This is a genomic window from Floridaenema fluviatile BLCC-F154 (assembly GCF_041929135.1).
GTDB lineage: Bacteria > Cyanobacteriota > Cyanobacteriia > Cyanobacteriales > Aerosakkonemataceae > Floridanema > Floridanema fluviatile.
Genome location: NZ_JBHFNS010000078.1, coordinates 35,159 through 61,326 on the forward strand (window position 1 = coordinate 35,159; position 26,168 = coordinate 61,326).

Sequence of the window (26,168 nt, forward strand, 5' to 3'; positions counted from 1 at the left end):
TAAGTTAGGATAGCGGTATTAGGTAAGAGGTAGTAGGTAGTAGGTAGGAGGTAAAAGTTTTAAGTGATGCGTTTTGCCAACTCCCTAGTGGGAATTTAAGCATTGTGATTGTCCCAATAATTCTTAAGATCAACTACCATCTACCAATTACCAATTACCCAATAAACAAAATAAATTAAACAAAAAAGTTTGGTGTTAACTATGCCTACTTTCTTAGCTCAAGTTAGAGACTCTCAGGGAGTTGCCAAAAAAGAAAAAGTAGTTGCCGAATCTCTCAGGGATGCCCGTGCGCTTTTGAGAGAGAAGGGAATGACGGTACAAGACCTCAAGGAAGCAAAAAGCTTTAACTTAAAAGAGTTTGATTTTAAAGCCGCAATGGCGAAAATCACTGTTAAGGATAAAGCGATTTTCTCTCGCCAATTTGCAGCGATGGTTAATGCTGGGGTGGCTTTGGTGAGAGCTTTGGGGGTATTAACTGAACAATGTACTAATCCGAAATTGAAGAAGGCTTTGGTGGGAATTAGTGCGGATGTGAATGAGGGGATTAGTTTGGCAGATGCGCTGCGAAAACATCCTGATTGTTTTGATAACCTCTATGTGGCAATGGTGGAGGCTGGGGAAGTCGGTGGGGTACTTGATGAGGTTTTAAACCGGATTGCGAAGTTATTAGAAGATGCGGCGAGACTGCAAAACCAAATTAAGTCGGCGATGTCTTATCCGGTGGCGGTGGGAAGTTTAGCGGTTTTGATCTTTATTGGGATGACGACTTTTCTGTTACCAATTTTTGCGAAAATCTTTGAAGATTTGGGAACGGAATTGCCGCTATTTACCCAAATAATGATGGGAATTAGTGAAATTTTGCGTGGCCCTTTTCTGCCGGAACCGAAAAGAAATTACTGGATTTTGTTGGTAATTGCTGCGATCATGGGCAGTATTTTTGCTTATAAGCAATATTACAAAACTCCGGTTGGTCGCTTACAAATTGACAAGTTTTTTCTGAAAGCTCCGATTTTTGGTGATTTGACGGAAAAAACGGCTGTGGCACGTTTTTGTCGGACTTTTGGGACTTTGACTCGTTCTGGTGTACCGATTTTGACTTCTTTGGAAATTGTCCGGGATACGGCGGGTAATGTGGTAATTTCTAATGCGATCGAATCGGCGAGAAAAGAAATTCAAGGTGGGGGGATGATTAGCATTGCTTTACAGCGAGAAAAAGTGTTCCCGATTCTGGCGATTCAAATGATCAGTATTGGGGAAGAAACTGGGGAAATTGACAAAATGTTGATGAAGGTTGCCGATTTTTATGAAGATGAAGTCGAGCAAGCTGTCAAAGGACTTACTAGCATTCTAGAACCATTGATGATGGTGGGTATTGCTTGTATTGTGGGTTCGATTTTGTTGTCGATGTATCTGCCAATGTTTGCGGTGTTCGACAAGTTAGGCTAATCGGTAGAGATTCCCTTTGTTTGAGCTAAGTAAAATAGGAAAAGAATTTGGTGAACCATCGCAGTTCCAATTAGGATAATGTCGATACAGCAATTCCATTACGAAGAGTTACTCGCAGAGTATAGTAGTCAAGTGGGGGCGATCGAGCTATTGAAGCAACATCGACCCTATTTTGAGCTAATTCCTAGTCTGCGACGACCCCAAGAAAGTTTAATCACTATTCCTTTGCCGATTGTACGTTTGAGTGAAAATGTGGCATCGACCAAGCATAGTGGTGTTGTCAAACCAGGAAGAAAAGCAACTTCTTTACCTTGTGATGTAGCAGTTTTGATGTGCGATCCAGAATGGAAAATTAAAACTGGTGCGGAAATTTTAGTGTTTATTCATCGTCCTGATGAAGAGTTTTCGGAATTACTAAATCGGTGGCGACAAACTCAGGTTTATTTGGATAATGGTTACGAGTGGGTGATGCCTTCCCGGTACAAACATATTTTGAGTGAGGGGGCTGATAAAATACATCCACTGTTTGTGATTTATGAGCAAACTCCAGAGCGAGTTAAGTCGGGTTTAAAGGGTGCTTATTTGCCTTTTGTGGTGCAAAGTTTGACGGTAGTTGAGGAGGAAGTTCCACCTGCTTTGTCTCCTGAAACTCCGGCAAGTTAGGAGTTTTCGGAGTAGGGAGAGGATTAATTAAAGCGATTTTTTCGGTTTCCAAGCGATTAAAATTACTAGCTAAATATGAGGACTTACGCTAACCAAATTTGTTTATTAGGTTATACTGCGTAAGTCCTTAATAGTTTTTACTTTTTCAGGGGGTATAATGGCGGAGGATTCGGCTTTGGTGGCGTGGCAAAAGTTAATTGATGTGGTGGCGAAGTTGCGATCGCCTAATGGTGGTTGTCCTTGGGATTTAGCTCAAACTCCTGAGTCTTTAATTCCCTACGTAATTGAAGAAGCTTATGAAGTTGTTGATGCGATTAAATGTGGCGAGCAAAGAGCGATCGCTGAAGAGTTAGGAGATTTACTTTTACAAGTAGTTTTACAAGCGCAAATTGCTAGGGAATCTGGTCAATTTACGATCGCTGAAGTTACGGAAGGAATTACGGAAAAGTTAATTCGCAGACATCCTCATGTTTTTGGGAATGTGGCAGTGGAAAGTGTTGAGGAAGTGCGGCAAAATTGGGAACAAATTAAGGCGACAGAAAAGGGAGAAAATCCAGAACAGCAACAGTTACTCAGTGCTAAAATTAGCCGTTATGCTCGCACTTTGCCGCCTTTAACTGCTGGAATGAAAATTTCTCGAAAGGCGGCATCGGTGGGTTTTGAATGGGATAAAATTGAGGATGTTTGGGAAAAGTTTAATGAAGAGTTGGCTGAGTTTAGATACTCTATTCAACATGAAACTAAGGAACGACAACAAGAAGAATTAGGCGATTTGTTGTTTGTAATTATTAATTTAGCTCGGTGGTATGATTTAGATCCGGCAGAGGCTTTGCAGGGAACGAATCAACGTTTTATTCAAAGAATTGTGAAGATGGAGGCAGCGACAGATCGCCCGCTTTCGGATTATTCGCTACAGGAGTTGGAAGAGCTTTGGCAACAAGCAAAGGCTAAGTTGGCGGCGCAAAAAGGTGGCGATCGTACCGATATTTAATCGATCTTTACATAAAATTATCAGTCGCATACTTCCGAAATAGTTAAATCTACTGTTGAATAGTATCAGTAGATCTCAGGAGAAGTTATGTTACAAATTTTATTTAAGTACATGGGATTACCAGCTATCACTGTCAGTATGGTGCTGGGAAGTACAAGAGTTGCTCAAGGTGCTTATTTAAAACTGTGGGATAGTGGGCCATCGAGTAACCGGGTGGATATGGTTTTTCTGGGGGATGGGTATAGAGCAGAGGATATCAATACTGTCTACAATGACGATATTAATTCGATGCTCGATTGGATGTTTTCTGGAAATGAAAACCCCTATCCCCGATATAAAAACTTCTTCAATGTTCACCGTTTAGATATTATTTCTCAGGAAACGGGAGCAGATGTTCCTCCAGAAGGGATTTTTCGGGATACGGCACTGGATGCAAGTTACTATTTTGATGGAGTAACGGAGCGGTTGCTTTATATTAATGAGGGAAAAGCTTACCGAGCTTTAGTAGATAATTTACCAGATATTTCATTAGCAGAAATTCGCTTAGTGACTGTTAATGATGCTAAATATGGAGGCGGTGGTGGATATTTTAGTGTGTATGCAGGTGGTAATGTTAACGCTACAGAAATTGCACTTCATGAGTTAGGACATAGTTTTAATAAGTTAGCTGATGAGTATGGTTATGGGGATTCGGCAATTTATACTGGTGGAGAACCAGCGGCAATTAATATTACTAAATCTGCTACAGGTGATAAGTGGTCGCAGTGGCTAGGTTACGGGGAACCGGGTATGGGAGTTATTGGTGCTTATGAGGGTGCTGGTTATTATGAAAAAGGTTTATTTCGACCTTCTATAAATTCTAAGATGCGGAGTTTGGGTCAACCTTTTGATGCGGTAAGTCGAGAAAAGATTATTTTAGATATTTATGATTTAGTCGATCCTTTGGATAGTTGGTTAGATAATACAACTGCTTTGTTTAATCCCGATCTACTTTGGGTAAAGCCCATAGATAGTGATGTGATTAAAGTTAAGTGGTATGTGAATGATGTTCCTGTACTTAGTGCGGAAAATCCTTGGTTTAAGTTGACAGATTATGGTTTTGGTTCGGGTATTTATCAGGTGAAAGCTATAGCATCCGATCCGACTGATTGGGTAAGAGCTAATCGCCAGCTTTTAGAGCAAACTGTGACATGGAATGTCCAGGTTTCGGTTCCTGAACCTGGAATTTTATTAGGGTTGTTGAGTATGAGTGTTTTGGCGGTGATTAGTTGTCATAGAAAAAGCTAGGATTTATCTTAAACTTACTGTCAAGTTGACCATATCCTGATAGTAATCTATTACTTCACGGGTCGAGCCGATGGTTTTGATTTTACCTTTATCTAACCAAATTACCCGATCGCAAAATTGCTCAACTAAATCTAATTCATGAGATACTAGTAAAACTGTGGCGTTGGCATCCCAAAAGTTTTTTAAACGTTGTTTGCATTTCTTTTTAAATCTTTCGTCGCCGACGGCGAGGACTTCATCTAAAATTAAAATATCTGGTTGGACTTCGGTGGCGATCGCAAAACCTAAACGCGCCACCATCCCGGATGACAAGTTTTTTAAGGGTACTAAAACATCTTCTTCTAATTCAGCAAATGCTAAAATTGAATTGATTCTTTGGCGCATTTCTTTTTGAGAAAAACCTAGCATTACCCCATATAAAATGATATTATCTAGCAGGGATAATTCGGGATCGAAACCTGCTTCTAATTCAATTAATGGCGCGATTTTTCCCCAAACTTTTACTTGACCGTGGGTAGGTTGTAAAATGCCACAAATTACTTTTAGCAGGGTGGATTTTCCTGAACCATTAACACCGATGATGCCGACTTTTTCGCCTTTTGCTATGGTTAAGTCAACTCGATCTAAGACTAACTTTTTGACGGGTTTATGATATTTTCCTTCCAGAACTGACAAAATGGTTTTCTTCAAGTCGTAAGAAAATTCTTCTTGGGTTCTGCGCCAGAGTGATACTTGTTCTAAGCAGATTGCTTGCATTTATAATAAGTCCATAAATTGCGATCGCCAATTGGAAAATAATTTCCATCCTACAACTAAAACGACACAACTAGTTAATAAAGAAGTGCCAATTAAGCTGAGATCGGGTAATTCTCCTGAAAAGGCGATCTGACGAATACTAGCAATAATCCAAGTCAGGGGGTTGAGGGCTAAGATCGGTCGGATATTTGCTGGAACAATTTCTACTGGGTAAAATATCGGAGAACTAAACCAAGTTAGGGAAACTACTAATTCGTAAAAATAGGGCAAATCGCGAAAGAAAATAAATAGCGCACTGACGACCAATCCCACTCCCGCACTAAAGCAAACTAAGGATAATAATGGCAGTATTAAAGCTAACACATTAATGAAATTTTGGGAAGTTAGTAAGGTGGCAACTACTAGAAATGGTAAAGAACCGCAGACAAATTGAAAGATATTTGCGGCAATCATTGATAAGGGAAAAACATTGATTGGCAAGCGAATCTTATTCAACAATTCTCCGTTACTGACTACACTAGTTAATGCTTGGGTTGTGGCGGCGGAAAAAAAGTTAATTACCACTAAACCTGCAAAAACTTCTAACATATAATTGATAATAGAATTTTCGTAATAATGCCGAAATGCCATGCCAAAAATTGTGGTGTAAGCGGCGGTCATTAATAAGGGATTTAACAGCGACCAATAGATACCTAAAATGGAACCACGATAACGAACTTTGAGATTTCTTGTTACTAATACTTGTAACAATTCTAAATAGCGGGTTAGGTTAGCGTCCTGAAAAATTAATGTTTTACTCACTCGCACCACTGTATCCTGTCAATATAAAGACGATTCTTGTACTAAGCTTGAAATATACGCTGCAAATTGAGTAATGTCCATGATTGTTTCCCAAGAAGCTTCGAGTTCGCTAATTGAGATTGCCCAACTTACCCGCCAAGCAGCTAGAGAGTTGGCGATGCTTTCTGCTGCGGCTAGGAATGATGCGATCGAAGCGATCGCCCAAGCGTTAGAATCGATGATGCCTGAGATTTTGACTGCGAATCGTGCCGATTGTCAAGCAGCTGAGGCGGAAGGAATCTCAAAATCCCTTTATGCGCGGTTAAAGTTGGATGAGACTAAATTGCAGGGTGCGATCGCTGGTGTTCGCGATGTGGGAAGTTTACCCGATCCGGTAGGAAAATTGGAAATTCATCGCCAGTTGGATCGGGGATTAATTTTAAAGCGAGTTAGCTGTCCTTTGGGTGTTTTGGGGGTAATTTTTGAAGCCCGTCCTGATGCGGTGATGCAGATTTCTAGTTTGGCAATTAAGTCGGGAAATGGGGTAATTCTCAAGGGTGGAAAAGAGGCTGTTCGTTCTTGCGATGCTTTGGTAAAAGCGATTCGTTTGGGTTTAGAAAAAAGCGATGTTTCACCAAATGTGGTGCAGTTGCTTACGACTAGAGAGGAGATTTCGACATTATTAAAGTTGGATGAATATGTAGATTTAATTATTCCCAGAGGTTCTAATAGTTTTGTGCGATTTGTGCAGGAAAATACACGAATTCCGGTTTTAGGTCACGCTGATGGAATTTGTCATTTATATGTAGATGGGGCGGCGGAAATTACTAAGGCGGTGGATATTACTGTTGATTCTAAAACTCAATATCCGGCGGCTTGTAATGCGATCGAAACTTTGTTAGTTCACAAGTCGATCGCGCCAGATTTTCTGCCTTTAGTAGCGGCGGCTTTAAAAAGTCGAAATGTGGAATTGCGGGGGGACGATCGGGCTAGGGAAATTGTGGAAATGTTGCCAGCAACGGAAACAGATTGGGCAACGGAATATAGCGATTTGATTTTATCGATTAAGATTGTGGATTGTTTGGCGGATGCGATCGCCCATATTAATACTTTTGGTTCTCGACATACTGATGCGATCGTCACTGAAAATAACGATGCGGCAAAACTTTTTATTGCCCAAGTTGACGCAGCGGGAGTTTATCATAATTGTTCGACTCGTTTCGCTGATGGTTATCGTTATGGCTTTGGCGCAGAAGTGGGAATTAGCACTCAAAAAATGCCTCCTCGTGGGCCTGTAGGTTTAGAAGGATTGGTAACATACAAATATCAATTAACTGGAGATGGTCACATTGTCGAAAGTTATAGTGGTAAGAATGCTAAATCTTTCGATCGTCAAAATTTGCCGCTAGAATAAAGCTTTCCCAGATCACCGACTTCTTCAAGAAGTCGGTGATCTAGTAACTCAAGTTACTAGTTACAAGTCTGCCTCTTTCTTAGCCCCCCTTGTTAAGGGGGGTTGGGGGGATCTAAAAGTAGTAATCACAGCCGAAGATCCCCCCTAACCCCCCTTACTCAAGGGGGGAACTCCGAAAGAATTAATAACTAGCAACTTGCGTTAGTAGAACATTATGGATTTAATTAAAGAAACGATGAGTTGGTTTCAAACGGCTTTGCAATTGAAGGGTTCGGTAGCAATTAAAGTGCTGCCTCGTGCTTTGATTTGCAGCTTATTTGGATTATTAGTTTCGTTACTTTATTACTGGAAATTGCCGTTACCTTGGCATAATTTGGGAAGTGTTACTACTAATGTAGTGTTCACTTTAGTGTTGGGTTTGTTGTTAGTTTTTCGGACTAATACGGCTTACGATCGCTTTTGGGAAGGGCGGAAAGCTTGGGGAACATTGGTAATTAATATTCGCAATTTAGCTAGACAAATTCACACGGCTGTTGTTGCGGAGTCGGAGATAGATAAAACCGAGAAAAATCAAATTTTAAGGCGGATTGTGGGTTTTGCGATCGCCACTAAATTACATTTGCGAAGAGAGTCTTTATCGGCAGAGTTAGAAAGTTTCGTAACTGCTGGGGAATTAGAGAGATTGAAAGAGGTAAAAACTCCACCTTTGGAAATTTTACGTTGGCTAGGAGATTATTTGCAAAAACAAGGTAAAAAAGGGAGTTTAAACGATTATCAATTAACAGCAATGAACCAATTAATAGATAAATTAGTCGAAGGTTTTACTAGCTGCGAACGGATTTTAAATACTCCAATTCCTTTGGCTTATGTAATTTATATCAAGCGGTTGTTGTTAATATATTTTTTGTTTTTGCCTTTCCAGTTAGTGAGTAATTCGGAGTGGTTAACTGCTTTTTTAGTATTTTTAATTAGCTTTGGTTTGTTTGGCATTGAAGAAATTGGTAACGAAATTCAAGAACCATTTGGTTATGATGCAAATGATTTACCCTTAGATCAAATCTGTGAGACAATTAAAACTAATATAGAAGATATAATTGCAGTGACAGAAAACAATTCTTCAGAAAATTTAGTGTAAATAATCTTTATGGATGCAATTGAAATTACAGGGATTCGCTGTTACGGTTACACGGGTTATTTACCGGAAGAACAGGTTTTGGGGCAATGGTTTGAGGTAGATGTTACTTTGTGGTTAGATTTAACTCAGGCGGGAAAAAGTGATGCTATTACTGATACTTTGGATTATCGCACGACAATTGAAACTGTAAAAAGTTTGGTGAAAAATGCTAAGTTCGCTTTGGTGGAAAGGTTGGCGGAGGCGATCGCATCGAGTATCCTAGAATCAGCTAAAGTGAGCAAAGTTAGAGTCAGGTTAACAAAACTTGCTGCGCCAATTCCTGAATTTGGCGGTAAAATTACGATCGATATTATCAGGGTGCAACTCAACTAATTTAAGGAAGATAGAAAGATGCCTTTTCGGATATTGTGTTTGGATGGTGGAGGAATTCGCGGTGTTATTGAAGCCGTTATTTTGGCAGAAGTAGAAAAGATTGTCAAAGTACCTTTGAATCGTTATTTTGATTTAATTGCAGGTACTTCTACTGGGTCAATTTTAGCAAGTGCGATCGCATTAGGTAAAAAAAGTGAAGATATTATTCAACTGTATCGCCAAAGAGGAAAAATTATTTTTCCATACACCAGTATTTTTTCACCCCAACGGTTGAGTTTAATGCTGAAATATGGGCTTTCTGCACCTAAATACTCAGATAAAGGTTTAATTGAAGCGTTACAAACAGAACTTGGTAATGTTAAATTAGGAGATATTAAATCACCGAAATTATTAATTACAGCTTACGATACATTCGATCGACAATTCATAGTTTTTAAGAACTGGCAAATTAACAAACCTTGGATCGATACTCCCCTGTGGGAAGTGTGCGTTTGTTCATCTTCAGCACCAACTTTTTTCCCCGCACATTTACTGACAACAGAATCAAAAACTTACTCATTAATTGATGGTGGCATAGGTGCAAATAATCCTTCAGCTTGTGCAGTTGCAGAAGCATTGCGACTAGATCATCCAATCAGAGATATTTCTGTACTTTCTATTGGTACAGGAGATGCCAATCAAGCGATTCCTTACACTAAAGTTCGTAGCTGGGGATTAGTTCAGTGGATTTGGCAAGGGCGTTTAATTGAAGTAATTATGGATGCTTCTGCTGATGTTAATGATTACATTAGTAGGCAAGTTATGAGTCCTCCAGAAATGGAAAATGAAGCTGCACCTCGTTATTTTCGTTTGCAACCTAAAATTATGAAAGATGCCATAGATGATGCGAGTGATGTAAATATCGATCGGTTAATTACACTGACAGAAGTTTATCTCCGAGACAATAAAGATTTATTAGTTAGCTTCTTGGAACATATTAATTCTTAAGGAATTAAACCGATAAATTGCCAAGAAATAGTGCAAAATGGGAATATGCAGTAAAGTACCAATATGCTGATGTTCTCATGGAGGTTTTGTCATGTATTGGCATCCGCAATATCTTAGTTTTGGCACTGCTACATTAATTATTTGGCTGGCTGTTTTCTCCCCAGCTAAATTATCTGCACAGACAAATCTTCGACTACCATCACCTATACCAAGTTTAGACGGTAATGTTTTACGGGATGATGATAGACAAAATAATCAAAATCAGTCACCTTCACCCACATCTAATCCTAATAACAATTCTGCCCCAACGGAATTTAATTTCAGAGGCAACGTGAGAAATAACGATCGATATCGATCGACTCCGGGAGGGAATATGTTACGGGATGATGATACAACAATTAATCAAACTCAGCTGCCTTGGGTATTAGTTTCCAATCAACCAAATCAAGTAGTTTCTTTGGCTGTTACTAACAAAATTTCCGGTTTTTTGGTGAAAGAAGGTTTAACTCCGGTGTCTTGTAGTACCAATCCGGTAGTGATCATGTATGTTAATAATAAATATGTAGCTTGTAGCTCACCTACAACTCAATTTCCACCAGGAACTTATACTACAAATATACCTGATTTAGAACCTTTAGATAAATAAATTATGAAATATAAATTGGTAATTTGTATCGCCCTTTTTGCTTTTGTGATAAGTGCTTGTGGTTCTGCTCCTGAAGGTAGTCTGATCCGCGAAGAAGATAGTACCTCTGTTCCTCAAGGAACTGCTTTGCGAGATGATGATAAAAATCAATTTCAAGAGGCGTTGAATCAGGCAAAAAATGCCACAAATTTGGCTAAGTCAGCTAAAAGTGAAATCGAGTGGAAAGCAGTTGCTAATCAGTGGAATAAGGCAATTGAGTTGATGAAATTAGTACCAAAAACCGATCCAAATTATCAAGCTTCTCAGCAAAAAATACTAGAGTATCAAAAGAGTTTAGTGGAGGTAGATAAAAAATTAAAAAGGTAGATTTGAACCGAGAATTAAAGCGAGTAAATTAATATGCGATCGCCTTTCCTCAGCCTAACCTTAATTACTGCTATCTTAATTGGATTTCCTCAACTTAGTTTAGCAGAAGAAGATTTTGTAGAGCCTGAACCTGTGGAAGATAGTACAATTCTTGATGATGCAGATGATTCGCAGAACAACCCCACTAGACAAGCTGAACAACTTCTACAAACAGGCGAACAACAATTTGCTAACCGTCAGTATCAAGAAGCAATTAAAACCTTCAAAAAATTACGAGAAATTTATCAGAAAATAGGCAATAAAGAAGGTGAAGCAATAACAGTTTTTAGAATTGGTTCTAGTTACGATCGCTTAGGTAAATTTCGCGAAGCATTAGATTACTATCAACAAGCTTTAAGTTTGCGGCGACAAATAGGCGATAAAAGTGGTGAAGGTAGCGTTTTAAATAGCATTGGCGGAGTTTATTTTCAACAGGGAAACTATCAGCAAGCATTGGAACTGTACCAGCAAACTTTGCAGTTTCGGCGAGAAGTTGGAGACAAACTTGGGGAAGGACGTACTTTAAATAATATTGGTTTAATTTACGAAGCGTTGGCAGATTATCCCCGTGCTTTAGAAAATTACCAGCAAGCTTTAGCAATTTTTCAAGCTCCAGAAATTAAAAATCGTCAAGGCGAAGCAGCTATATTAAATAATATAGGCTTAATTTACAATCAGCTTGGTCAATCTTCACAAGCCTTAGAATTTTACCAAAAAGCTTTAGTAATTCGCCAAGAAATTGACGACAAATCAGGTGTAGGGACAACTTTACATAATATTGGATATATCTACGATCGACAGCAGAAATATGCTCAAGCTTTAGAGTACTATGAACAAGCTTTGCAGATAAGGAAAGAAGTAAGCGATCGAGCAGGAGAAGCCTTAACTTTAAATAATATCGGTTTAGTTTATGATAATTTGGGAAAGCATTCTTTAGCTTTAGATAATCTTCAGAAAGCTTTAGGGATTTTTCGTGATATTGGCGATCGGACTAATGAAGGTAACACCCTAGATAGCATTGGCACAGTTCATAAAAATCAGCGCCAGTATGAAAAATCTTTAGACGCTTACCAACAAGCACTAACCATTATCAAAGAAGTAGGCAATCGTAACTTTGAAAGATCTACACTTAGTAACATTGCTCAACTTTTAGAAGTCCAAAATAAACCAGAATTAGCAATTTTATTTTATAAACAAGCAGTTAATGTTACTGAATCAATTCGTTCTGGATTAAGCAAACTTCCCTCAGAACAACAGCGTTCTTACACAGCGACAGTTGCGGATACTTATCGCTCTTTAGCTGATTTATTATTACAACAAAATCGAGTTTTAGAAGCTCAACAAGTTTTAGATTTATTGAAAGTTCAAGAATTAGAAGATTATTTCCAAAAAGTTAGAGGTAACGAGCAAACTTGGCAAGGAGTAGAATTATTACCGCAAGAACAAAAAGTGCAAGCGGACTACATTGCCATGCAAAACAAAGCTATTGAATTAGGCAAAGAACTGAGTCAGTTACAAAAAATACCGTCAGTTAACCGCACCACAGAGCAACAAAAAAGAATTACCGAATTAATCCAAATTCAACAAGAAATTCGCTCCGAATTTAATAACTTCATTAACAGCCCCGCAGTCATCGCATTAACACAAAAACTCAGCCAAACTACAAGCGGTGAAAGCCTAAATTTACGAACCCTCAATAAATTACAAGCACAATTAAAGCAGTTATCACAAAACGCGGTGTTACTTTATCCTTTAATTTTAGAAGACAGATTAGAATTAGTACTAGTAACTAGTTATTCGCCACCAATTCGCCGCACAGTTAACATCAAACGTCAAGAATTAAATCGGTTAATTGTCGAATTTCGTTTAGCTTTACAACAATCTAATGCTGACGCTAAAACTCCAGCGAATAAACTATATAATTTACTGATTAAACCGATAGAAAATGATTTAAATCAAGCCCAAGCTCAAACTATAATTTATGCCCCAGATGGGCAATTACGTTATATTCCTATTGCGGCTTTGTTTGATGGTAAACAGTGGTTAGTTGAAAGATTTAGTATTAACAATATCACCTCTGCTAGCCTGACAGATTTTAATAGTAGGAAGATTTCCCAACTCAAAATTTTAGCCGCAGCTTTTACTCAAGGTAGTTATAATATAACTGTTGGAAGTCGTAAATTAACCTTTGCTGGTTTACCTTTTGCGGGACGAGAAGTAGAAAATTTAGCAGCAATAATTCCTAATACGACCAAATTGATAGATAGTGCTTTTACCCCTACGTCTACTGTTCCGAAATTAAACGAATATAATATCGTTCATTTGGCAACTCACGCTGCTTTTGTGATTGGTCAACCCCAAGATTCTTTTATACTTTTTGGTGATGGAAGTCGGGTAACATTGCGCGATGTAGAAACTTGGTCATTACCGGATGTAGAATTAATAGTTTTGAGTGCTTGCGAAACAGGAATTGGCGGACAATTAGGGAATGGAGAAGAAATTTTAGGCTTTGGTTATCAAATGCAATTAACCGGAGCGAAGGCTACTATTGCTTCTTTGTGGTCAGTTTCCGATGGTGGTACTCAAGTTTTAATGGATGCTTTTTATGCTGAATTACGCAAGGGAAATATCAGCAAAGCTGAAGCATTGCGACGAGCGCAAATTGCTTTAATTAATAGTAGAAATTCGCTGACAACTGCCCAAAGAGGAAGAATATTTACTGCTCAGCCGACTCGGAATAGTTTAGCAGCTAGAGTTAGCGATCGCCTAAATCACCCCTATTATTGGGCACCTTTTGTGTTAATTGGTAACGGCTTGTAAATAAAATATAGCGTTTCTCGTTTGGATGCAGTACATTTGGGGGCAGGTTTTGATTGGTATATCTTTCACACAGCAAGGATTTCAGCTAAACCTGCCCCTACATTATGAGAACTGCTAATAAATACTTACAAAGATTCATAAGTAAGTTCTTGATTAGCCCAATTAGTTTCTTGCAAAAACTCTTTAAAAGTAGTCAACAAACCGGGGAATTCCTCTTCTCTTAAATACTTAACATCAGCTTGATAACCTTTATTTCGATACCATTGAATTAAATCAAACAGTTCTTTTCTAAACAAAAGTAAGAAAATCCAAGGGGGTATTTCTTTGTGAACTACACTCATTCCTTGCACTTGGGAAAACTCCACTGCCATTTGTTTTGGTGTGAGCATATCGCCAGCAAGTTCAATCTCTTTTCCAATATATTTTTCGGGATGTTTCATCACATAAGCAGCAACACGACCCAAGTCTTTTGTTGTAATCAAATGTAAGGGTTTATTTGGTTGAATAGAAAAGGGAAAACTACCTTTGAGAATTGATGGTCTGGTATACTTTTTCCAAAATTCTTCCATGAACAAACAAGCACGCAACATAGTAGTTTGTAAACCTGTTTGTTGCAAAATCTGCTCTACTTTATACTTCTGTTCAATGTGACCAATTCCTGAATTTCTTTCCGCCCCACCTGCGGAATTATAAACAAAATGTTTGATGTTATTTTGCTTAGCAATTTTCGCAACTCGCTTGGCTCTTTCTATTTCTAAAGGATCGGCTTCAGATAAATCAGCAGAAGTAGCATGACAATAAACATGAGAAATTCCTGCAAAGGCAGCTTCTAAAGATTTTTCCTCATCTAAATTAGCCTCAAAAAGTTCGACTCCGGCATCATTTATTTTGGCTAAAGAAGGGCGACTCAAGTCAATTTTTCGGGTGGTAGCACGCAAGTTAGTTATTCCTTGTTCTAGAAATCCCTTGACTGCGTTCCCACCAGTGCCGCCTGTAACACCAATTAGTAGCACTTTATCGATGTTAAATTCAAGAGAATTCATAATATTCACTGCATTGTTAACAGGGAAATTGTAATTATTTTTGGGTGCGATCGCGTCCCTCTAAAGATTTATTTTTTCCAATTGAGAAACTTTTAGCGGCAAAAAGTTAAAAGTATTTAAATCTAAGGCAAAAAATAATAATTAACGCGATAATGAATAATGAATTGCCGTTAGTTAGTGAATTTATATGTCTGACATTAGTATTATTATTCCTACTTTAAATGAAGCAAGCTGTTTGGGTCGCACTTTACGAAATCTCAGTTTGCTCGATCCTCCAGCTAAAGAAATAATCATAGTTGATGGAGGGAGTAAAGATGAAACGATCGCCATTGCAGAAGCGGCAAATGTGCGAGTTATTACTTGTGAAAAGCGGGGACGTTCTCGACAAATGAATCAAGGTGCGATCGCTGCTACCGGAGATTTTCTCTGCTTTTTACACGCTGATACTTTAGTTCCTGATGACTTAGTTACGGTAATTCAAAACACATTAAATAACCGAGAAATTGCCTGTGGTGGTTTCATTTCTTTGATGACAGGTACTACTAGTACTCGTTGGGGAATTTCGCTACATAACTATCTCAAAACATATTATGCTCCGCTATTTTTTAAACCGCATTTGTTTGTGAAAGGTTTGCGGCTTTTATTTGGCGATCAAGTGATGTTTTGCCGTCGCAGTGATTTTTTAGAAACTGGGGGTTTTGATGTGAATATTCCGATTATGGAAGAAGCAGATTTGTGTTTAAAATTAGTGCAGAAAGGCAGAATTAAACAAGTAAATCGGATCGTGCAAAGTAGCGATCGCAGAGTCGCCCGTTGGGGTTCTTTAAAAGCTACTGCTATCTATCTTTATATTGGCATTTTATGGGGTTTAGGTGTTTCGCCTGAATATTTGGAAAAGTTCTATCAAGATATTCGTTAAAACTTTTACCTACTGTTTGTTTAGACTCCAATCATAAGGTAAATAAGCAATGGGAGTTTGGGAATCGATCGGAAAATCACTTTTTAAATAAGTGCGAATGTAATCAGGAATTGTCGGAGAAACTGTCAGGAAATCTTGGCGATACCACTTAAAAATTTTGCTACAAAACAAGATTCTATTTTGGGGATCATAGTGAACTTTATCCAGGTTATTAATAAAACGGCTGGCATCTTCCGCTAATTGTTCTTGCACTTTCTCTGGAAAATAAGCGTGATTTCGTAACAAAGGACAACCAATGGAAGCGCAAACAATGGCAAAATGAATGCGCGGATCTTGTAATTTATTTCGCAAAATCCCATGCTCTATTTTCCCCAAACTATAACGTTTTCCAGCAAATTTATAAGCGGGACGATTGAAAAACCACAGAAAAGCTAACCAATTAGAAATTCCCAAAAACTGGGGCAAAACAGATTTAATTGGATAGCGATTTAAAATCATTGAAATAGTGAAAGCATTGTAAAGATTTATCCACAATGCTAATTGCTCATTCGAGTTAGAATCGTGGGAATAATTCAAAGTTTCTAAACCTTTTAACCAATAGGTAAGAGTTTGGTAATTTTCTCTTTGCCAAGCAGAGTAATTAATACGACCAAATTTATCTACGTATTGGCGCAAAAGTCGATCCCAAATAGTGAAGTCAATCATGATTAAAGTTAAAATAGCGATCGCTTAAACCATCAAGATAGCAAAGGTAATCGAAAATGGTTAATCAACAACCAAACCTAGAGAACGCTGTAGTATTTGAACAGCTTTGGCAAATTACCAACGAACTTCGCCAAAAAATAGAAGCACGTTTTACGCTACATCCAGATCCCTCGACAAAAGATTTAGAAGAATATACCGGAATCGATCCTGATGTTAAAGGTTCAATGAAAACTTTTTCAGGTTCAGAAATTGATTGGTTGGTGCATTCTTTGCTGCGTAATTCCAAAACTGGTTTTAGCATCATGCGTCTAACTACTTGGTTAAAACCTCACATTGCTGTTCCCCATTTAGCCTTTGGATTTAGCAGTTTTGGGAATATTATATTTTATATTGATTACGTTCCTCGCAACGATCTTTTGCTGAATTTAGATGACTTAGATTGCTACTATGAGCCTGTTAATCAAACATTTTTAACATTACAAGCTGATTCCCGTCTGTCTCCATTCATCAGTAAAAGCTTGCACATTCGGCTATTTCAATCGCCAATTAGTTTATGTTACACTTGTCCGCCTACAGAAGATTTATTGGCGCTAATTCGCACGATTTCTCATGAAATATTAGATCGTTGGTTAGGTTGGATAGATGTAGCTGAAGCTGTTCCCGAATCAAGGCAAAAAGCTTTGTTCGATCGCGATTTATTTATCCGTCGTAGCAGTGCTGAACGCGATCCAGGTAACAAAATGGCAGTGCAAATGTTAGGAAATGAATTAACAGATAAATTAGTGAAAGCGTTGTGGGGTGGCGATCGCTCTCCCAGTTAAAAAATAATCTGTTTCTGCTTGATTCTGCTATTAAATCAATAGCATGAATCACAACTAATCAAAAGTAAATCCAGACAAACTTAGAATAAAGATCTATACTAGTAATTTAAGGAAATTTAATAGTCGGGTGTAGATGCTATATTAAAACATTGCTTAATCAAAAAGCAGGAAAGATTCGATGAATCTCAGAACATTTTACCAAAATCCTCAAGTATTTGGGCAGAAAATACAGCAATTAGCCGTAAAATGTCAAAAAATATTGCTGAAACTGCTCTACAAACGAACTATTTTGATTTTAGCAATTCTTTTCTGCACAGGAGTTGCAGGCGCATTGTGGAATATCTCTCGTCTTTCATGGAATTTGATCGAATCTCAAGCATTGGAAAATGCAGCTTTATACGCACAAACTATCCAAACAGCACGCACACTTTACAGTTCTGAAGCAGTTAAAAGGGTAGAAAAAATTCATGGAATTACTGTTACCCATGATTACAAAAATCAAAAAGGTGCAATACCTTTACCTGCGACATATTTAATCGAACTTGGTAAAGAAGTTATTGAAAAAAATGCCGGAATGTCGGTTAGATTATATAGCGATTATCCCTTTCCTTGGCGACAAACAGAAGGCGGCGCAAGAGATGAATTTGAATTACAAGCATTGCGTTATTTAAGATTACATCCCGATCGCCCTTTCTATCGTTTTATCAAGTCAAAAGGTAGCTTAAAATTGCGATACACCGAAGCAGATATTCTCGAACCAAGTTGTGTAAATTGTCATAACACACACCCCAGCACTCCGAAAGCAGATTGGAAAGTTGGGGATGTTCGAGGAGTTTTAGAAATTAACAGTTCTTTAGATAGTTTGATGCACAAAACTAATGAAGGTTTGCAAGGAACTTTCATTACTTTAGGAATGCTGTCAATGTTCGGACTTTTGGGTTTAACTTTAGTAATTACTAGATTGCGTGAAACTTCTAAAGAATTAGAATTGCGTGTGCTTGAACGCACCTCAGAATTACAAAAAGCGAATAATCAATTAGTAAATGAACGAGAAAAGTCCGAGCGTTTATTATTAAATATTTTACCAGAACCGATCGCTTGTCGCCTCAAAGAGGGACAGAAAAGTATTGCCGATGGCTTTGCCGAAGTCACAATTTTATTTGCTGATTTAGTCAACTTTACTGAACTCTCAGAAAAAGTAACTCCCACTGAACTGGTAGCTTTACTAAATGAGATTTTTTCGGCGTTCGATCGCCTCACCGAAAAACACAGTTTAGAAAAAATTAAAACAATTGGTGATGCTTACATGGTAGCTGGTGGCATTCCCAAACCTAGAGAAAATCATGTGAGATGTGTAGTAGAAATGGCTTTAGATATGCGAGAGGAAATTAGAAATTTTAATGCCAAAAATGATTATAATTTAAACGTCAGAATTGGCATTAATACTGGGCCAGTAGTAGCGGGAGTAATTGGGACAAAAAAATTCATTTATGACCTTTGGGGTGATACAGTTAATGTTGCTAGCCGCATGGAATCTCATGGGATAGAAGGAGAAATTCAAGTAACAGAGAAGATTTATGAGATGTTAAGCGATCGCTACAATTTCCAGTTAAGAGGTGCAATTTCTGTTAAAGGCAAAGGAGAGATGATTACCTATTTACTTATAGGCAGAAAAGAGTAAAATTATTTTAAATCAACTACAACCAAAAATATGGAAGCAGCCAATAAACAAGAATCCTTTTTTGCTTTGGCACTTCAGGTAACTTGTCACGCAATTAATCAAGTGCAGGATCGAAGTGAGGCGCGATCGCTCATCCAACAGTCGATTAATCGCATCGAAAAACAGATTGCTGGTAGTATTGCCTTTATTGGTTCAGATTGTAAACTAATAGTGTTGCCGGAATACTTTTTAACAGGTTTTCCAATGGGAGAATCGATAAATATTTGGGCAGAAAAAGCTTGTTTAGAAATGGCTGGCGCAGAGTATGAAGCATTAGGAAAAATCGCCCAAAAATACCAAATATTTCTCGCCGGAAACGCTTACGAACTCGATCCAAATTTTCCTAAATTATACTTTCAAACTTGCTTTGTAATTGACCCTTCTGGCGAAATTGTTTTAAGATATCGTCGGTTAAATTCAATGTTTGCTCCCACTCCTCACGATGTTTGGGATAAATATTTAGAATGTTATGGATTAGAAGGAGTTTTTCCCGTTGCGAAAACAGTTATTGGTAATTTAGCTGCCTTAGCTTCCGAGGAAATTTTATATCCCGAAGTTGCCAGATGTTTAGCCATGCGAGGCGCAGAAATTTTCCTGCATTCTACATCAGAAGTATTTGGCAAAGATCGATCGCCCAAATCAGCCGCCAAAATTACCCGTGCAGTGGAAAACATGGCTTATGTAATATCAGCAAATACCGCCGGAATTGCCAACATTCCGATTCCGATTTCTTCCGCCGATGGAGGTTCTAAAATTATAGATTATCGGGGATTAGTGTTAGCAGAAACAGCAACCGGGGAAAGTATGGCAGCATTTGCCGAAATCGATTTAGCCGCTTTAAGAAGATATCGCCGTCGCCCCGGATTAAACAATTTGTTGTCTCGTCAAAGGTTTGAATTATATGCAGAAAGTTACTCCCAATCTCACTTTTATCCAGCTAATACAATGGAAAATGGAGAAGTCGATCGGAAGCATTTTATTAAGACTCAGCAAGATGCGATCGAGCGTTTATCAAACTCAGGAATAATTTAAATATAACTGTTGTGCATTGATAATTAATTACCAAAACTATGAAAGATAAAATTAATGTTCGCAATCCTCGCACAGGCAAAATAGACTATTGGATTAACCCGCCAACAATAGAAGAACTGACGGCAAAATGTACCCAATTGCGAGAAGCACAAATTAATTGGCAAAAAGCCGGATTAGAAACTAGAATTGCCGCATTACAACAATGGAAACAAGCAATCATCTCGAAAAAAGATCGACTTACTGAAGCATTAGTAAATGATACAGGTAGGTTATCAGTCACAGTTTTGGAAATAGATTCTTTTATCTCTAGTATCGATCGCTGGTGTAAACTAGCCCCAGAATTACTAATAGAAACCGAAAAACCCACAGAAATTCCCTTTATAAAACTGCAAAGTCAACTAGTTCCCTACACATTAGTTGGTGTAATTAGCCCTTGGAACTTTCCCTTATTACTATCTACAATTGATACAATTCCCGCATTATTAGCAGGTTGTTCCGTCATTATAAAACCCAGCGAAATAGCCCCTCGTTTCATGCAACCACTGTTAGAAACAATAGCATCTGTTCCCGAATTATCATCAATATTAACCTACATTGAAGGCGCAGGAGAAACAGGAGCAAACTTAATAAAACTGGTAGATTTAGTATGTTTTACAGGTAGCGTCACCACAGGTAAAAAAGTAGCAGAAGAAGCAGCAAAGCAATTTATTCCAGCTTTCTTAGAATTAGGAGGAAAAGACCCAGCAATTGTTACAGAAAAAGCCAACTTAGAATTAGCAACATCAGCGATTTTATGGGGTGCAATTGTAAACACGGGACAATCATGTTTGTCAATTGAACGTATCTATGTTGCTGAAGAAATTTTTGATAGATTTGTTGCTCAAATAGTAGCCAAAGCCCAACGAATTAAATTAGCCTTTCCCAGCATTGAAAATGGAGAAATCGGGCCAATTATTGCCGAAAAACAAGCTAAAATCATTGAGGAACAATTGGAGGATGCAGTTGTTAAAGGTGCAGTAATTCATTGTGGCGGAAAGATTGAAGAACTGGGCGGAGGTTTATGGTGTAAACCGACAGTTTTAACCGAAGTTAATCACACTATGAAAGTCATGACTGAAGAAACATTTGGTCCGATCGTACCCATTATGAAATTTAATAATATTGACGAAGCAATTCACTTAGCTAATGATAGTATTTATGGATTAAGTGCCGCAGTTTTTGCCGGAACAGAAACCGCAGCCATAGAAATAGCACAACACTTAAATGCAGGTGCAATTAGTATTAATGATGCAGCATTAACCGCTATCATTCACGAAGGAGAAAAAAACTCCTTTAAATTTTCCGGGATGGGTGGTTCGCGCATGGGTGCAGCAGCAATTAAAAGGTTTATGCGAAAAAAAGCCTTATTAATTAAAACCCAACCTATTGCTAACCCTTGGTGGTTTGAGATTTAATAAAAGGAGGAATTAATTATGTCAATACGTGAAGTTGTAGTTGTAGGGTGCGTCAGAACTTAAATTTAGTATTCTCACCAAAAATTATCATATCTGACGCACCCTACTGAACTTAGTAATATTCAACAAATGGAGGAATCAAATATGTCAATACGCGAAGGAATGCCCGTACTTACCAGACACGAAGGCGACTGGATAGGAACATACACATTAGTTGATCTTGAAGGAAACATTCTCGACAAACACAAATCCCATTTAACCTGTCAATTTCCCGAAACAGGCGACTATGCTTATTATCAAATTAATCGCTACGAATGGGCGGATGGAAAACGCGAAGAACATCAATTTCCCGGCACATTTCGTGATAATAAACTGTGGTTTAATACAGAAAGAATTGAAGGAAAAGCTTGGGAAATAGACGATTCAACTATCATTTTGTGGTTTGGTTATAAAACCATGCCCGATATGCACTTATACGAAATGATTCAAATTAGTCCTTGCAATAATTATCGTGCTAGGACTTGGCATTGGTTTAAAAAAAATCAAATATTTCGACGCACTTTGATTCAAGAAGAACGGATGAAATAAAACTTTGTAATTTAGGAAAAATTAAATGCCACAACCAATTAAAAGAGCATTTTTAGACACAGAAGACGGACAAATTTTATATCGAATTGGTGGCGAAGGAGAACCGCTACTTTTACTGCACATGAACCCCCGAAGTAGTGATGAATATCGGGAATTAATACCAATTCTTGCCCAAAAAAGACGAGTCATTGCAATGGATTTAATGGGATTTGGAGACTCTGATAAACCACCCAGACTTTACTCAGTTGCAGACTACGCCAAAACAGTCATCGCCCTTTTAGACGAATTAGGAATAGAAAAAACCTGCATTTTAGGCAACCATACTGGTGCTTTTGTTTCGGGAGAAGTCGCCGCAGCTTATCCCGAAAGAGTAGAAAAGCTAATTGTTTGCAATGTAGCTGGTTTTGGAGAGGATGGAAAAGCTGATTTAATGAGGAGATTTGACGAAGGTTTTAAAATTAAAGAAGACGGTTCTCATTTAATGGAAAGATGGTTAGCACGTTCTAGATATGTTGGTTCTGCTGAGTTAAACCATCGTTGGGTTTTAGATGATTTAAAATGTTTTGGTCATCCTTTATATGCAGTTTGGGCGGTAGGAAATTATTGTTTGGATGCGCCAGAAAGATTTAAATTAATTCAATGTCCTACTTTGATTATTTGGGGAATTGATGACATGGAAGAATTTGAAAGATTGGGTTTAGCAAAAGCTAAAGATAGATTCTTCCTTTCCCAAGCATTACCAAAAGCAAAAGTTGTGGAATTTCCTGGGGGAACAATTTGCATGATGAATCAAATTCCTAAAGAAGTAGCAAAAGCAGTAACGGAATTTTTGGATAGTTCTTTAGTTTAGTTAAATAACTCTTGGCAAAGTCCGAAAGTTTGGAATTTTTACCACAGATAAACACAGATAAACACAGATGTTTTTATAGTGTTATTAGAGGAGATTAGTTAAGTGATTGTCACGTCAGATTTGTTTACTTTTGATTTTGATGTAGTGACAGTTAATTCGCAAGGTGAAGAAGTCGATCGCACTCGCAGTTCCGCTAAATATCGAGTGGAAGAGTTAGGACAGGGTGTAACTTTAGAAATGGTTGCTATTCCAGGCGGAACTTTTTTAATGGGTACAACTAATACTGAGGAAGGCAGATTAAAAAATCAAATTCCTCAGCATTTAGTAACTATTCAACCTTTTTTTCTTGGTAAATATCCTGTGACTCAAGCGCAATGGGAAGCAGTAGCAAATTTACCAAAAATTAATCAATTTCTGCATCCCGATCCATCAACTATTAAAGCACTAAATAAACCTATTGAACAAATTTCTTGGGATGATGCGATCGAATTTTGTGCTAGATTATCTCAACATACAGGAAAACAATATCGACTTCCCAGCGAAGCAGAATGGGAATATGCTTGTCGCGCCGGAACTACCACACCTTTTCACTTTGGAGAAACTTGCACAACTGAGTTAGCAAATTATTCAGGAATAGACTGGGAATATATGGGAAAAATTTGCAGTCGTGGTGCTTATGGTTTAGGGCCAAAAGGACAAGATAGAAGAGAAACAACACCTGTAGGAAGCTTTGAGGTTGCTAATAGTTTCGGACTCTATGATATGCACGGAAATGTAAGAGAATGGTGTGCGGATTTTTGGCATGAAAATTATCAAAATGCACCCACAGATGGTAGTGCTTGGGTGATAGATGGAGATAGGGAAAAACGGGTTTTGCGTGGGGGTTCTTGGAATACTGGGCCAAGGAAATGTCGATCGGCTTTTCGCAGTGTTTTAGAAGCAAATGCTTCCCTTTATGATGTCGGTTTTCGCGTTGTTTGTTCTTAGTTAAAATGGCGGTTAAAACCGCGACTATAGAAACAAAGTCCGCCTACGCGGACTTTTAACCTGCGTAGGCAGGTTTTGTCTGTATAGCTGCGATTTTAATCGCAAGGGCGACGATAATTACTCTTAGGATTAAAGATTATGAATGTCAACAAATACCGAAAATTGATTGCTAAAAAATTGAGTAAGGATTTTAAATCTGCTGTTGAAATTGTAGAAGCCGATATTCCTAATTTATCTGCTAATCAAATCCTAATTCGTAACAAATACGCTGGCATTAATGCAGGTTTTGATACATTAAGTTGTCGAGGCGAAGTTCCTTATGTTAACCTCACGCCACCTTTTGATTTAGGAGTCGAAGCAGTTGGGGAAATAGTAGCAGTTGGAAGTGAAGTTAAAGATTTACAAATTGGCGATGCAGTAGCAACAACTGTTAGGGGTGGAGGATATCGAGAATATCAAGTTTTGGATGCTAAATTAGCTGTGAAAATTCGGGAAGCTAACCCGGAAATTTTAACTTTAATGCCTACAGGTGTATCAGCTTTAGTGGCGTTAGAAAAAGTCGGAGAAATGCGAAGTAATGAGGTAGTTTTAGTTACTGCTGCTGCTGGAGGTACGGGACATATTGCGGTACAATTGGCTAAGTTAGCGGGTAATCATGTAATTGGAATTTGTGGATCGGATGCTAAAGTAAATTTGCTTAAGGAATTGGGGTGCGATCGCCCAATCAACTACCGCAAAGAAAACCTAAACACAGTTTTACAACAAGAATATCCCCAAGGTATTAACTTAGTATTTGAATGTGTTGGCAAACAAACATTTGATACTTGCGTAGACAATTTAGCAGTGCGAGGAAGATTAGTAATTGTCGGGTTTATTTCCGAATATTTAAATGATTTTGAGTTAGTAAATCAGCCGAGAATTTATAGTAAAATATTTTGGAAAGCTGCTTCAGTGCGAGGTTTTCTGATGCCGCATTATGCAGAGTTTGGGGGGGAGGCGTGCGATCGACTTCTCAACCTCTACTATTCCAACAAAATCAAAGTAACAGTTGACCCCACCGAGTTTCAAGGATTAGAATCAATTCCAAATGCTGTAGAATACCTACTCAGTGGGAAAAACTGTGGCAAAGTAGTAGTTAGTTTTTAATCTGAAAAAACAGCAACACATTTAATTTCCACAATCAACCCAGGAGTAGACAAAGCAGTAATCCCAAAACCCGTCCAAGTCGGGAAATTCTTAGTAAAATATCTATCCTTGACTTGCATAAACAATTGCAAATGGGGAATCGTAAAATTTTGTTGTTCGCCAGGGTTAACAGGCGGTTGTCCAGTAACATGATAAGTAACCATTTCCACCACATCATCAAAAGTTGCACCTGCCGCTGTCAACACCTTTTTCACATTCTCAAAAGCTTGGATAAATTGCGGTTCAACTCCCTGGACAACTTGCATATTTTCATCCCTACCTACTTGCCCAGAAATGTATAATGTATTATTGATTTTGATTCCCGGACAATAATGGTACTTTTCATACAAAACTTCCATTCCTTTGGGAATAATGACTTCACGCTTGGACATAGAACTGGCAACCTAAAAATTGCAAAACCAATCAATTATATAACTCAAATTACTAGTTATGAGCTTAAGCGTTTTAGATCCCCCCTAACCCCCCTTAGTAAGGGGGGAACCGGATTCAAAGTCCCCCTTATTAAGGGGGGAACCGGATTCAAAGTCCCCCTTAGTAAGGGGGGAACCGGATTCAAAGTCCCCCTTAGTAAGGGGGGAACCGGATTCAAAGTCCCCCTTAGTAAGGGGGGAACCGGATTCAAAGTCCCCCTTATTAAGGGGGATTTAGGGGGATCAAAACGACAATATGTGTTACTAGTAAATTGTGTTAGATAAATTCTACAATAATTGACTAAAGGAGGAAAGGAAAATGACAGAACAACAGCAAAAAACATTGGAAGTAGGTCAAAAAGCATTTTCTTACTTAAGTCATGGACTGAAAACCGGAGAATGGGAAGAGTTTTTAAATATGCTGACTGATGATTTTACCTTTTGGTTTCCAATGGGTAAATATCACGGATTAAACATTGGTAAACCGAAAGCTAAAGAGTTTCTAGAATACGTTTCTGAATCTTTCGTAGGCGGACTTTCAATTAGTTCAGTAGAACGAGTAACTAGTAGCGATACAACAGTTGTTTTTGAGTTTTTAGACGAAGGGAAATTACAAGGAGAATCTTATAAAAATCGCGTTGCAGCTTCTTTCGATATTCGCGGAGATAAAATTTGTGGATATCGGGAATATTTTGGTAGTGATGGTAAGTCGAATTAGGATTATAAAATTT

The 26,168-nt window shown here is 38.2% G+C and carries 26 protein-coding genes; 21 read left to right on the plus strand and 5 right to left on the minus strand.

The features are described 5' to 3' along the window. Positions 1 to 201 precede the first annotated feature (201 nt). From ACE1B6_RS21315 to ACE1B6_RS21330, 4 genes are all read left to right on the plus strand, one after another. Positions 202 to 1,446: a type II secretion system F family protein gene (locus tag ACE1B6_RS21315; protein WP_413259278.1), complete on the plus strand. Its 1,245-nt coding sequence runs from the start codon at positions 202 to 204 to the stop codon at positions 1,444 to 1,446. Between the two features lie 78 nt (positions 1,447 to 1,524). Beyond that, entirely contained in the window at positions 1,525 to 2,109 is a 585-nt protein-coding gene (locus tag ACE1B6_RS21320) for a hypothetical protein (RefSeq protein WP_413259279.1), read from the plus strand. 157 nt (positions 2,110 to 2,266) lie between these two features. Then, a complete protein-coding gene (gene mazG / locus ACE1B6_RS21325; RefSeq protein WP_413259280.1) occupies positions 2,267 to 3,100 on the plus strand; it encodes a nucleoside triphosphate pyrophosphohydrolase in 834 nt (277 codons plus the stop codon). 87 nt (positions 3,101 to 3,187) lie between these two features. Beyond that, positions 3,188 to 4,387 (plus strand): M64 family metallopeptidase, encoded by a 1,200-nt coding sequence (locus ACE1B6_RS21330; RefSeq protein WP_413259281.1) that lies wholly within the window; start codon positions 3,188 to 3,190, stop codon positions 4,385 to 4,387. A 3-nt stretch (positions 4,388 to 4,390) separates the two neighbouring features. Here ACE1B6_RS21330 and ACE1B6_RS21335 read toward each other — a convergent pair whose 3' ends face one another. Both ACE1B6_RS21335 and ACE1B6_RS21340 read right to left on the minus strand, forming a co-directional pair. Then, entirely contained in the window at positions 4,391 to 5,143 is a 753-nt protein-coding gene (locus tag ACE1B6_RS21335; protein ID WP_413259282.1) for an ABC transporter ATP-binding protein, read from the minus strand. Beyond that, the gene (locus tag ACE1B6_RS21340; protein ID WP_459563076.1) at positions 5,144 to 5,950 is read right to left on the minus strand and encodes an ABC transporter permease; all 807 of its coding nucleotides are present in this window, start codon (positions 5,948 to 5,950) and stop codon (positions 5,144 to 5,146) included. A 73-nt stretch (positions 5,951 to 6,023) separates the two neighbouring features. On the opposite strand from ACE1B6_RS21340, the gene ACE1B6_RS21345 reads away from it, so the two are divergent. The 7 genes from ACE1B6_RS21345 to ACE1B6_RS21375 all read left to right on the plus strand — a co-directional run bounded on the left by ACE1B6_RS21345 (position 6,024) and on the right by ACE1B6_RS21375 (position 13,702). Next, positions 6,024 to 7,337, plus strand: a complete 1,314-nt coding sequence (locus ACE1B6_RS21345) for a glutamate-5-semialdehyde dehydrogenase (RefSeq protein WP_413259335.1) — start codon at positions 6,024 to 6,026, stop codon at positions 7,335 to 7,337. A 214-nt stretch (positions 7,338 to 7,551) separates the two neighbouring features. Beyond that, on the plus strand, positions 7,552 to 8,472 hold the full coding sequence (locus ACE1B6_RS21350) for a bestrophin family protein (protein WP_413259284.1): 921 nt from the start codon (positions 7,552 to 7,554) through the stop codon (positions 8,470 to 8,472). 9 nt (positions 8,473 to 8,481) lie between these two features. After that, entirely contained in the window at positions 8,482 to 8,844 is a 363-nt protein-coding gene (gene folB / locus ACE1B6_RS21355; protein ID WP_413259285.1) for a dihydroneopterin aldolase, read from the plus strand. 18 nt (positions 8,845 to 8,862) lie between these two features. Further along, the gene (locus ACE1B6_RS21360) at positions 8,863 to 9,831 is read left to right on the plus strand and encodes a CBASS cGAMP-activated phospholipase (protein ID WP_413259286.1); all 969 of its coding nucleotides are present in this window, start codon (positions 8,863 to 8,865) and stop codon (positions 9,829 to 9,831) included. Between the two features lie 91 nt (positions 9,832 to 9,922). Beyond that, a complete protein-coding gene (locus ACE1B6_RS21365) occupies positions 9,923 to 10,477 on the plus strand; it encodes a hypothetical protein (RefSeq protein WP_413259287.1) in 555 nt (184 codons plus the stop codon). A 3-nt stretch (positions 10,478 to 10,480) separates the two neighbouring features. Next, entirely contained in the window at positions 10,481 to 10,843 is a 363-nt protein-coding gene (locus tag ACE1B6_RS21370; RefSeq protein WP_413259288.1) for a hypothetical protein, read from the plus strand. Between the two features lie 33 nt (positions 10,844 to 10,876). Beyond that, on the plus strand, positions 10,877 to 13,702 hold the full coding sequence (locus ACE1B6_RS21375; protein WP_413259289.1) for a CHAT domain-containing protein: 2,826 nt from the start codon (positions 10,877 to 10,879) through the stop codon (positions 13,700 to 13,702). A gap of 125 nt (positions 13,703 to 13,827) precedes the next feature. Here the strand turns inward: ACE1B6_RS21375 and ACE1B6_RS21380 are convergent, their stop codons facing one another. After that, a complete protein-coding gene (locus tag ACE1B6_RS21380) occupies positions 13,828 to 14,745 on the minus strand; it encodes an NmrA/HSCARG family protein (protein ID WP_413259290.1) in 918 nt (305 codons plus the stop codon). Between the two features lie 187 nt (positions 14,746 to 14,932). On the opposite strand from ACE1B6_RS21380, the gene ACE1B6_RS21385 reads away from it, so the two are divergent. Beyond that, positions 14,933 to 15,664 carry a TIGR04283 family arsenosugar biosynthesis glycosyltransferase gene (locus tag ACE1B6_RS21385; RefSeq protein WP_413259291.1) on the plus strand — a complete coding sequence of 244 codons (732 nt, stop codon included), beginning with the start codon at positions 14,933 to 14,935 and terminating at the stop codon, positions 15,662 to 15,664. A gap of 9 nt (positions 15,665 to 15,673) precedes the next feature. On the opposite strand, the gene ACE1B6_RS21390 is transcribed toward ACE1B6_RS21385, so the two are convergent. Continuing rightward, on the minus strand, positions 15,674 to 16,369 hold the full coding sequence (locus tag ACE1B6_RS21390) for a DUF547 domain-containing protein (protein ID WP_413259292.1): 696 nt from the start codon (positions 16,367 to 16,369) through the stop codon (positions 15,674 to 15,676). A gap of 56 nt (positions 16,370 to 16,425) precedes the next feature. On the opposite strand from ACE1B6_RS21390, the gene ACE1B6_RS21395 reads away from it, so the two are divergent. The 8 genes from ACE1B6_RS21395 (at position 16,426) to ACE1B6_RS21430 (ending at position 24,967) form a co-directional block, all read left to right on the plus strand. Continuing rightward, positions 16,426 to 17,190: a hypothetical protein gene (locus ACE1B6_RS21395; protein WP_413259293.1), complete on the plus strand. Its 765-nt coding sequence runs from the start codon at positions 16,426 to 16,428 to the stop codon at positions 17,188 to 17,190. A gap of 178 nt (positions 17,191 to 17,368) precedes the next feature. Then, a complete protein-coding gene (locus ACE1B6_RS21400) occupies positions 17,369 to 18,871 on the plus strand; it encodes an adenylate/guanylate cyclase domain-containing protein (RefSeq protein ID WP_413259294.1) in 1,503 nt (500 codons plus the stop codon). Positions 18,872 to 18,901: 30 nt separating this feature from the next. Then, positions 18,902 to 19,942: a nitrilase-related carbon-nitrogen hydrolase gene (locus tag ACE1B6_RS21405; protein ID WP_413259295.1), complete on the plus strand. Its 1,041-nt coding sequence runs from the start codon at positions 18,902 to 18,904 to the stop codon at positions 19,940 to 19,942. Positions 19,943 to 19,980: 38 nt separating this feature from the next. Beyond that, a complete protein-coding gene (locus ACE1B6_RS21410; RefSeq protein WP_413259296.1) occupies positions 19,981 to 21,396 on the plus strand; it encodes an aldehyde dehydrogenase family protein in 1,416 nt (471 codons plus the stop codon). Between the two features lie 144 nt (positions 21,397 to 21,540). Beyond that, a complete protein-coding gene (locus tag ACE1B6_RS21415) occupies positions 21,541 to 21,984 on the plus strand; it encodes a DUF3598 family protein (RefSeq protein ID WP_413259297.1) in 444 nt (147 codons plus the stop codon). A 25-nt stretch (positions 21,985 to 22,009) separates the two neighbouring features. After that, complete coding sequence (locus ACE1B6_RS21420; RefSeq protein ID WP_413259298.1) at positions 22,010 to 22,834, plus strand: alpha/beta fold hydrolase; 825 nt, start codon at positions 22,010 to 22,012, stop codon at positions 22,832 to 22,834. Between the two features lie 102 nt (positions 22,835 to 22,936). After that, positions 22,937 to 23,821, plus strand: coding sequence for a formylglycine-generating enzyme family protein (locus ACE1B6_RS21425; RefSeq protein ID WP_413259299.1), 885 nt, complete (start codon positions 22,937 to 22,939; stop codon positions 23,819 to 23,821). A gap of 138 nt (positions 23,822 to 23,959) precedes the next feature. Further along, the gene (locus tag ACE1B6_RS21430) at positions 23,960 to 24,967 is read left to right on the plus strand and encodes a zinc-binding dehydrogenase (RefSeq protein ID WP_413259300.1); all 1,008 of its coding nucleotides are present in this window, start codon (positions 23,960 to 23,962) and stop codon (positions 24,965 to 24,967) included. Here the strand turns inward: ACE1B6_RS21430 and ACE1B6_RS21435 are convergent. After that, positions 24,964 to 25,398, minus strand: coding sequence for a RidA family protein (locus tag ACE1B6_RS21435; protein ID WP_413259301.1), 435 nt, complete (start codon positions 25,396 to 25,398; stop codon positions 24,964 to 24,966). The two genes, ACE1B6_RS21430 and ACE1B6_RS21435, sit on opposite strands and share 4 nt — an antisense overlap. 358 nt (positions 25,399 to 25,756) lie before the next feature. Between ACE1B6_RS21435 and ACE1B6_RS21440 the strand changes: the two genes are divergently transcribed. Then, positions 25,757 to 26,155, plus strand: coding sequence for a nuclear transport factor 2 family protein (locus ACE1B6_RS21440; protein WP_413259302.1), 399 nt, complete (start codon positions 25,757 to 25,759; stop codon positions 26,153 to 26,155). Positions 26,156 to 26,168 lie beyond the last annotated feature (13 nt).